The 8,811-nt window shown below is 65.8% G+C and carries 8 protein-coding genes and 1 pseudogene; 3 read left to right on the forward strand and 6 right to left on the reverse strand.

Features of this window, described 5'->3' with window-relative positions; all coding sequences use genetic code 11:
* Positions 1 to 33 precede the first annotated feature (33 nt).
* Genes AAHM41_RS22740 through AAHM41_RS22755 form a run of 4 tightly spaced genes read right to left on the reverse strand, consistent with a single transcriptional unit; the run spans position 34 to position 5,219 of the window.
* On the reverse strand, positions 34 to 837 hold the full coding sequence (locus AAHM41_RS22740) for an inositol monophosphatase family protein (RefSeq protein ID WP_342238869.1): 804 nt from the start codon (positions 835 to 837) through the stop codon (positions 34 to 36).
* Positions 837 to 1,967, reverse strand: a complete 1,131-nt coding sequence (locus tag AAHM41_RS22745) for an ABC transporter ATP-binding protein (RefSeq protein ID WP_342238870.1) — start codon at positions 1,965 to 1,967, stop codon at positions 837 to 839. The genes AAHM41_RS22740 and AAHM41_RS22745 overlap by 1 nt, the downstream gene beginning before the upstream one ends.
* A complete protein-coding gene (locus AAHM41_RS22750; RefSeq protein WP_342238871.1) occupies positions 1,964 to 4,174 on the reverse strand; it encodes an ABC transporter permease in 2,211 nt (736 codons plus the stop codon). The genes AAHM41_RS22745 and AAHM41_RS22750 overlap by 4 nt, the downstream gene beginning before the upstream one ends.
* Position 4,175: 1 nt before the next feature.
* A complete protein-coding gene (locus AAHM41_RS22755; protein WP_342238872.1) occupies positions 4,176 to 5,219 on the reverse strand; it encodes an ABC transporter substrate-binding protein in 1,044 nt (347 codons plus the stop codon).
* A gap of 215 nt (positions 5,220 to 5,434) precedes the next feature.
* Between AAHM41_RS22755 and AAHM41_RS22760 the strand changes: the two genes are divergently transcribed.
* Positions 5,435 to 6,493, forward strand: a complete 1,059-nt coding sequence (locus AAHM41_RS22760; protein WP_342238873.1) for a LacI family DNA-binding transcriptional regulator — start codon at positions 5,435 to 5,437, stop codon at positions 6,491 to 6,493.
* 34 nt (positions 6,494 to 6,527) lie between these two features.
* Positions 6,528 to 7,034 (forward strand): NUDIX hydrolase, encoded by a 507-nt coding sequence (locus AAHM41_RS22765; RefSeq protein ID WP_342238874.1) that lies wholly within the window; start codon positions 6,528 to 6,530, stop codon positions 7,032 to 7,034.
* 393 nt (positions 7,035 to 7,427) lie between these two features.
* On the opposite strand, the gene AAHM41_RS22770 is transcribed toward AAHM41_RS22765, so the two are convergent.
* Together AAHM41_RS22770 and AAHM41_RS22775 are read right to left on the reverse strand one after the other, a co-directional pair.
* Positions 7,428 to 7,829, reverse strand: coding sequence for a hypothetical protein (locus tag AAHM41_RS22770; RefSeq protein ID WP_342238875.1), 402 nt, complete (start codon positions 7,827 to 7,829; stop codon positions 7,428 to 7,430).
* Positions 7,826 to 8,464 (reverse strand): RHS repeat-associated core domain-containing protein, encoded by a 639-nt coding sequence (locus AAHM41_RS22775; RefSeq protein ID WP_342238876.1) that lies wholly within the window; start codon positions 8,462 to 8,464, stop codon positions 7,826 to 7,828. Before AAHM41_RS22775 ends, AAHM41_RS22770 begins: the two co-directional genes overlap by 4 nt.
* An 84-nt stretch (positions 8,465 to 8,548) precedes the next feature.
* On the opposite strand from AAHM41_RS22775, the pseudogene AAHM41_RS22780 reads away from it, so the two are divergent.
* Positions 8,549 to 8,811 (forward strand): annotated as a pseudogene (locus AAHM41_RS22780) (IS6 family transposase); the annotation flags it as partial.

An 8,811-nucleotide genomic window follows, 5' to 3' on the forward strand; every position in this document is an offset into this window, starting at 1 on the left:
CCCCTGTCGCCGTACTGCCCTGTGCAGCCGGCCTCAGCCCGCCAGGGCGGCGGGTCGTTCCGTCGTCCGGTGCAGGTCCTCGGTCATCGCCGCCAGCCGGTCGCCCAGCGCCGGGGTCGCAGCGAGCAGCAGGTTGCCTTGGCGGAGCCCGTCATCCGCCAGGAAGTCGTTGGTCCAGCCGCCGGCCTCGCGCACCAGCAGTAGGCCGGCGAGCGCGTCCCAGGCGTTGATGTGCAGCTCGGCATAGCCGTCGTTCAGCCCGCAGGCGACCTCGGCCAGGCCGAGCGCGCCGGAGCCGTGGCGGCGGAACTCGATGCCGGCCTCGGTCAGCCGCTGCAGCAGGGTGCAGTAGGCCGCCAGTGGCCGGCGCTCGGACCAGCCCACCTCCACCAGCGGCGCCGCGCCGTGCGCCAGGCCGCTGACCCGGATCGGCCGCCCGTTCAGCGTGGCACCGCGGCCGCGCCGGGCGACGAACAGGCGGTCGTCGGCCGGGGCGTAGAGGATGCCGATCTCGATCTCGCCGTCCTGAAGGTAGGCCAGCGACACGCACCAGCGGCCGGAGCCGTGGATGTAGCCCGCCGTGCCGTCGATCGGGTCGACCACCCAGACGCGGTCGGCCGCCTCTCCCCCGTATTCTTCGCCGATCACCGCGTCGCCGAAGCGCTGGGCGATCTCGGCGCGGACCAGTTGCTCCACCGCCCGGTCGGCCTCGGTGCAGAAATCGATCGCGCTCTTCGCCTCGATCGGCGCCAGAGTGCGGCGCATGCCGAGCGCCAGGGCGCCGGCGCGTAGGGCCAGGTCCAGGCCAAAGGCCTGGCGCTCGTCCAGATCCTGCATCACGCCGCCTCGCCGGCCGGCACCAGGGCGGCGCCGTCCGCCGGGATCGCGATGCCCACCGCTGCCCCGGGGGCGAACGGCACGCCGACATTGCCGTCGATGACGAAGGCCTCGGCCCCGATCTCCGATAGTTCCACCTGATACTCCATATGGCTGCCGAGATAGGCGGCCTTGCGGATCGTCCCGGCCAGCTCGCCGGGCTGCGGCCCGCCGGGGCGCAGCCGGATCGCCTGCGGCCGCACCGCGACCTCGACCGGGCCGGGCGGCAGGTCGCGATGCGGCAGGGACAAGGCGATGCTGCCGAGCTGGATCTGCGCCACCGCCCCGTCGCGCCGCTGCAGCGTGGCCGGCAGCAGGTTGGCGTTGCCGATGAAGTCGGCGATGAAGCGGTTGGCCGGGCGCTCGTACAGGTCGCGCGGCGTGCCGTCCTGCACGATCCGGGCCGAATGCATCACCACGATGCGGTCGGAGACGGCCAGCGCCTCCTCCTGGTCGTGGGTGACGTAGACGACGGTCAGGCCGAGCGACTGCTGCAGGCCGCGGATGTCCTCGCGCACCCGGCGCCGCAGCTTGGCGTCGAGGTTGGACAGCGGCTCGTCGAACAGCAGCACCTTCGGCTCCAGCACGATGGCGCGGGCGACGGCGACCCGCTGCTGCTGGCCGCCCGACAGCTCGCTGGGCAGCCGCCGCTCGAAGCCCGACAGGCCGACCACGGCCAACTTGTCCGCCGCCATCGCCTCCGCCTTCGCCTGGCCGAGGCCGGAGGCGCGCAGCCCGTAGCAGACGTTCTGCATCACCGTCATGTGCGGGAACAGCGCGTAGGACTGGAACACCATGCTGACGTCGCGCTCGGCGGCGGAGCGGTGGCTGACGTCCTCGCCCTCGATCAGGATCCGGCCCTCGCTGGCGATCTCCAGCCCGGCGACCAGGCGCAGCGTCGTGGTCTTGCCGCAACCCGACGGACCCAGCAGGGTCACCAGCGTGCCGCGCTGGATCGTGAAGCCGACGCGGTCGACCGCGGCCACCGGCCCGTAGCGCTTGCTGACGGCGCAGAACTCGACCGCCGGGACGCCGGCGGCGGCTCGGACAGTCGCGATGGCGGGGTCGATCAGATGGGTTTCACTGGTCACGCCTGCACCACTGCCTGACGGTTTCGGGTTGCCGGGACGGCCGCCGCGCGACGGCCGATCCGCCGTTCGCCGACTAGGGCCTGGATCGCCATCAGCGCCAGGACCATGATCGTGATCAGAACGGCGGAATAGACGATCGCCAGCCCGTATTCGCCGAACTCGGCCCGGCCAACGATATACACGGTGGCGAGGTTGAACTCGCCGCTGACCAGGAAGATCACCGCGCTGACGCTGGTGATCGCCCGGACGAAGGCATAGACCAGCGAGGTCGCAACCGCCGGCCTCAGGATCGGCAGGATCACCCGCCGCAGCGTGGTGGCCGACCGCGCGCCCAGCGTCAGCGACGCCTCGTCCAGGCTGCGGTCGATCTGGCTGAGATTGGCCAGCCCGGCGCGGATGCCGACCGGCATGTTCCGGAACACGAAGGCGATGATCATGATCATCGCGGTGCCCGTCAGCTCGATCGGGCCGCTGTTGAAGGCCAGGATGTAGCTGATGCCGATCACGGTGCCCGGGATGGCGAAGCTCATCATGGTCAGGAATTCGAAGGCGCCGCGGCCGGCGAAGCTCTGCCGGTTCAGCAGATAGGCGGTCAGGATGCCCAGCGCCGCGGTCGGCACCATGGCCAGCAGCGCCACCTCCAGCGTGGTGATCAGCGAGTTCCAGGCCGACCCCGCCAGGTACCAGCCATGGTCGCTGTCGCCGATGGCGAAGGCGGTCAGGAAGTGCTTCAGCGTCAGGGTGTTGTCGCTGCCGATGGCGCTGACGAAGCCGCCGATCATGATGATGCCGTAGACCGCGACCGTGAGCACGATCCAGGGCAGCACCGCCGTGTAGCACAGGATGCGCAGCGGCGCGGGCAGCGGGCCGGGCAGCCCGAAATCGCCCTTGCCGGCGACGGTGACGTAGCTCTTCCGCCCGATCCACAGCCGCTGCAGCAGGAAGGCGGACAGGCTGAAGCTCAGCAGCACGATCGCCAGCACCGCCGCCTGGCCCTGGTCCTGCGCCGCGCCGACCACGGCGAAGTACACGCTGGTCGACAGCACGCGGAAATTGCCGCCGATCATCATCGGGTTGCCGAAATCGGCCAGGCTTTCGATGAAGGCGATCAGGAAGGCGTTGGCTAGGCCAGGCCGGATCAGCGGCCAGGTGACGTGGCGGAAGGTGCGCCACGGGCCGCTGCGCAGGGTCTGCGACGCCTCCTCCATGCTCGGGCTGACGCCCTGCAGCACCCCCAGCAGCACCAGGTAGGAGATCGGGGTGAAGGCCAAGAGCTGAGCGATGGTCAGGCCCGGCATGCCGTACAGCCAGCGGCTGCGCGGCAGGTGAAACCAGTCGTTCAGCAGCGTCGTGACCATGCCGGCGCGGCCGAACAGCAGGATCAGCGCCAGGCCGATGACGAAGGGCGGCGTGATCACCGGCAGCACCGCCAGCACCTTGAACAGGCGCGGGAACGGGAAGCGGGTGCGCTGGGCCACCAGCGCGAACGCGAGGCCGAGCAGCGTGCTGAGCACGCCGACCAGCGTGGCCTGGGCCAGCGAGTTCCAGGCCACGCCGCAGCTGCGCCCGCCGGACAGGCAGGCCAGGCCCCAGATCGAGGAATCGGTCAGCTTGTCGGCGAACATCGGCAGGTCGACCTGCCCGTCATTGTCCTTGAACGCCGAGAGCAGGACGCAGAGCACCGGGTAGCCGACGAAGATCAGGATCGAGCCGCAGACGACGACGAGGGCGCCGACAGTGAAGGCGTCGCCCTTGCACCAGCCCTGGCGGGCCAAGCCGTGCGCGGCCAGCAGGGCCATCGCCACGAGATAGCCCAGCGCCCCCCAGCCGAGCGCCGGCTGCGCCGCCGCCCAGCCCGACAGGCTGCCGAGATCGACGATCGCCCAGCCCTGCCGGTCGATGGCGAAGCCCTGCAGCAGGGCCCAGGCGATGCCCGCCGCCCCGGCCCAGGCCAGCAGGCGCGGCTGCCGCCACAGCTCGGCCAGGCTGGCCAGCAGCAGCGGCAGCAGCAGCCCGAACAGCCACGGGCTGCCGCGGGCAGCTTCGACCACCGCCGGCGCCCCGCCCTCGGTCAGGGCCCGGACCAGCCCGCCCTCGATGCCGTACCAGGGCAGCAGCAGGACCGACGCCCAGCCGAGCAGCAGGCACAGCCGCGCGCTGGAAAGCCGCGTCGTGGCCGCCCCTTTCCTGAGTCCCGTCGCCGCCACGTCAGCCGCCGCTCTTCACGTCCTTGGTCCAGCGCGACAGCAGCCGCGTCCGCTCGGCGGAGGAGCCGTATTTCTCGAAATCGTAGTGGATCAGCTTGATGTTGCTGGTATCCGGTGATTCCGGCGGTATCGCGGAGGCTTTGTTCGACGGCACCTGGAAGCTGCCGCTCTTGGCGGCGATCTCCTGCGCCTCGGGTGTCAACGCCCAGTCGAAGAACCTCTTCGCCTCCTCCATGTGGCGAGCGCCCTTGATCAGGCTCATCGACCCGATCTCATAGCCCGTGCCCTCGCAGGGCGAGACCACCTTCACCGCCGGCGACTGCTTGGCGGCGTTGATCAGGTCGTGCTGGAAGGCGATGCCGACGATTGTCTCGCCGCGAGCCACGGCCTGGGCAGGGGCCGCCCCGGCGCTGGTGTACTGGTCGATGTTCTTGTTCAGGCCGACGAGGTACTCGAACGCCTTGTCCTCGCCCATCAGCTGCACGATCGTCGCCAGCATGGTCCAGGCGGTGCCGGAGGAGTTCGGATCGGCCATCTGGACCTCGCCCTCGAGCTCCGGCTTCAACAGGTCGGACCAGCAGGCCGGCGCCGTCAGGTTCCGGCTTTTCAGCTCTTCGTCGTTGTAGCCGAAGCCGAGCACGCCGAGATACAGCCCGACCGTGCGGTCGCCGGAGCGCTTGGCCTGGTCCTGCGCCCAGTCCTGCAGCTGGTCGAGCAGCGGCGACTTGTAGGGCTCGGTCAGCCCGTCGGCCGCGGCCTGGAGATGCGGGTCGCCGGTGCCGCCGTACCAGATGTCACCGCGCGGATTGTCCTTTTCGGCGCGCAGGCGGGCGAAGATCTCGCCTGCGCTCTGCCGCGTCATGTCGACATGGATGCCGGTCTTCTCCTGGAAGGCGCTGACCGCGGCCCGGCACCATTCCTCGTTCACACCGCAATAGACCACGACTGAGCCTTCGGCCCGGGCGGGCTCGGAGCGCATCGTCATGCCAGCGACCAGCGCGATCGTCGCGCCGGACAAGGCAGCCGCCTTCGAAATCCTGGGCATCGCCATCCTCCCCAATATTCTTTTTGCAACCGAGTGCAAAATGCTGATCGATCGATTTCATCCCGTCAATGACCAATTTGTGACAAAGGCGCCTCGCTGCCTTCAGTTTCGCAGAGATAGGCGATGCACGCCATCAACCGCGACGGGCACTGACCATTTGCACATAGGTGCAAAGAGCTTAGTATCGCGTCGTTGAATCAAGGAGCAGATCCGGCATGGGCGGCCGTGAGCGCGCACCACTGGACGTCTCGCCGCCGGCGGAGGATCACGCCTCCCGGCGCTTCGTTCGCGCCCGCGCAGTGGCGGAGCTGGCAGGCGTGTCGCGCTCCGCCGTGTCCCGCACCTTCACCCCCGGGGCCAGCGTGTCGGAGGAGACGCGGCAGCGCGTCCTGGCCGCGGCTGAGGCGCTGGGCTATCACGTCAATCACTTGGCCCGCGGTGTGTCGCGGCAGGAGACCGGCATCGTCTGCCTGGTCGTGGCGGACATCGACGCGGCGCAGCCCTCAAGGCTGACCCGGACGATCACCGAACGGCTGCAGGAGGCTGGCAAGGTGGCCGTGCTGCTGTGCGTCGGCGGTCCATCGGACGACATCGCCACGACGCTGCGCCGCGCCCTGAACTACCGCGCCGACGCCACGATTGTGATGTCGGGCACGCCGGCCCAGTCGATCGTGCGCGAATGCTTGGACAACGGGCAGCGGCTGATCCTGATCAGCCGCGACGACCGGATCGTCGGGCCGGACAACATCCTGCTCGACAATGCCGGGGCGGCGCGGCAGGCGCTGAACCTGTTCCTGCGCGCCGGATGCCGCAGGCCGGCCGTGGTCACGACCGAGCTCGGCACTCCCAGCTTGTCGGCCCGCGCCGACGCGTTCGTCGACGCCGCCCGCGCGGTCGGCCTGGAGCCAGCCGTGGTCCGGCTGGGTCAGATGACCAGCTATGACAACGGCGCCAGCGCCGCGCGCCGGCTGTTCACGGCGGCGGAGCTCCCCGACGCGGTGTTCTGCGTCAACGACGCAACAGCCTTCGGCCTGATCGACGCGGCTCGGCACGAGTTCGGCCTGCGCGTGCCGGAAGATGTGTCTGTGATCGGCTTCGACAATGTCATGCAGACAGGCTGGATGTCGTACCAGCTCACCACGTTCAACCATCCGGTGGACGAAATTGCCCGTCACGCTGTTGATTTGGCATCGGGAGGCCGGGTAGCGCGGGTTGGCCCGGCACGCATTGAGCTCACACCTGAACTCGTATGGCGTCGCACGGTCAGGACTTGAGATTGATTCGCACACCTTGGCGCGGAGCTGACATATGAGTGAGAGATCCGGGCCGAAGACGCCTCGCCTCCAATACGGAGCTCTGCCCTATCGTTTGCGGCCCGACGGTTCCATCGAGATTCTGCTGGTCACGACTCGTAGGACGCGCCGGTGGATCGTTCCGAAGGGTTGGAAGATCAAGGGGAAGAAGCCCGCCAAATCGGCGGCCCAAGAGGCGTTCGAGGAAGCAGGCGTCCGGGGCGCGGTTTCCGAGAAGCCAATTGGCAGCTTCGTCTATGACAAGTGGCTCGACGGCGACGGCGCCGTTGCGGCCTGCGAAGTCCGTGTTTTCCCGTTGCTGGTCGACCGCCAGGAGAACACTTGGCGTGAAATTCGGGAGCGCGAAGCCCGGTGGGTGGATCCCGATACGGCCCTTGAATTGATCGAAGACGCGGGCCTCAAGGATCTCATCCAGTCGTTTGTTGAAAAGCTGATCGAGAAGCCAGGGCGACGTCGCGACCGCCAACCAAACAGGCTGCAGGAACGCCCCATCCCCTGCTGAGTCCTGGTTGGGCAAATTGCTGGGTCCAGAAGCGGTCCGATGGGTCCGGGCGCCCCCCCCATCGATGGCGCCAGGCCGAAACGACGTGCCGGCTCTATCCCTGGATGGCCGCAAAGCGCGTCGGAGCCGACCTCCGGCTAGGATCAATGAGATGTCTGCAACGAGCGTAAGCGTCCGGCCTGACACGTCTCCCGGCGCGAGGACGATTCCACGATCATGAGTGTTTATCAAGACCGCAGGGGATGCTAGCAGTGCTGGGGAGGAGCGTTTATGATCTGCAGCTTTGATGGCCACGCAATATAGAGCAGCGCGATCAGAGAATAATGAAAAGAAGGTTGCCCGCTCTCATCGACATCAACAATACAACATTGGTGCATCATTGATGCGCCCTAGCTATGGGATTTCATAGATACTATAATCAATATTTGTCGAGGTAAAATAGTATTGATCGTCAGTACTCTCCAAAAACATTAGATACTTACTGCCTACAGTGCAGCATTTATTCAGATTGAGTTCCGATGTTCCGCTCTTTATCTTTAATGTGATCATTTTGCCGATGTAATCAGAGTCTCCCTTTACCACGGAGATAACATGCAATTTAGCCAACTTCTTTTCAAAGAACTTGACGCTTTCGTCTACAAATACGGATTCTACAGATCCAATTACGACAAGGGTTGACTTGAGCATCTGCTCATCTGGCGTAAACCTCCGAATATAGTTAGCATTCGATTGCTCTGATTTCGCCAAAACAACGATTAAACTGGCCAGCATCAAAGCAGCTCGCCTTCCGATCATTCTAAATGATCCTTCTCTGGCTGACGCTCCGGCAGGCCGATCTCCCGGCGAGCATTATTTTCATTGTCGACTGCATTTCCGGTGTCTTCGTGGCCCGTTACATCTTTGTGCACGTGTCCTACTACCTCATGCATAAGAGTGTCTGGCGGGTCATAAGTTAGTTCCTTGCCTTTTTTATCTCGAAGCATCGTGTTCGAATTCGGCGACACGCTAACGTGAATAACACCTGTCTCCTCGTCGATTTGGGTCACCCCTCCTCCACCAGCCTCGTCTAGATTTCTAGTCCGTCCCTCATCATCGGTATACGTGGTAGTTACATCGACCTCAACAGTCTTATCGCTCTCAATAGCGTCCTTCAGTTTATCGCTGTAGGTTCTGGAAAATCTACTATCGTCCCCGACGTCATTCGTTCTTTGTAACTCGCCATTCCGATCAAATCCGAAGGTTCCTAGCGCTCGCTCATTGATCATATCCTTAATCTGGCGCTGCTCATCCCGGTCTTTTGCGCGGACAATATGTCCGCTGGGATCACTTTTATTGATCGGATCGTTGTCGGAGTATGCATATCGGTTGGTGCCGACACCCTGCTGGATTGGATCCCACGGATCGGGCGAGATGAACCGGACTATCCGCAACGGCCCTAGCGACGCACTATTCGGCTGCGGGGCTTGTCACGTTCGCGGCCTTGCGAAGGGCCGGCGAGCGGCGTAGCGGTGGCCATGACCCCACCTGACTATGCCGGTTATCGCTTTCCATCCGACGTGATCCAACGCGCCGTCTGGATGTACCTCCGCTTCACGCTGAGCTACCGCGACGTCGAGGACCTGCTCGCCGAGCGCGGTATCGAGGTGTCGTACGAGACGATCCGTCGGTGGGTCAGCGCGTTCGGCCTGATGATCGCGAGGCGCCTTCGCGCGCAGCGGCCGGCGCCGCACCGGCGCTGGCACCTCGACGAGATGTTCGTCCGGATCGGTGGCAAGCA

It is taken from the genome of Inquilinus sp. OTU3971 (assembly GCF_038440215.1).

What these genes read in the sequence shown, in the direction of transcription:
- AAHM41_RS22765 (WP_342238874.1), top strand. Translation starts at nt 6,528, where the DNA reads ATGAGTGAGAGATCCGGGCCGAAGACGCCTCGCCTCCAATACGGAGCT.
- AAHM41_RS22760 (WP_342238873.1), top strand. Translation starts at nt 5,435, where the DNA reads ATGGGCGGCCGTGAGCGCGCACCACTGGACGTCTCGCCGCCGGCGGAG.
- AAHM41_RS22755 (WP_342238872.1), bottom strand. Translation starts at nt 5,219, where the DNA reads ATGCCCAGGATTTCGAAGGCGGCTGCCTTGTCCGGCGCGACGATCGCG.
- AAHM41_RS22740 (WP_342238869.1), bottom strand. Translation starts at nt 837, where the DNA reads ATGCAGGATCTGGACGAGCGCCAGGCCTTTGGCCTGGACCTGGCCCTA.
- AAHM41_RS22770 (WP_342238875.1), bottom strand. Translation starts at nt 7,829, where the DNA reads ATGATCGGAAGGCGAGCTGCTTTGATGCTGGCCAGTTTAATCGTTGTT.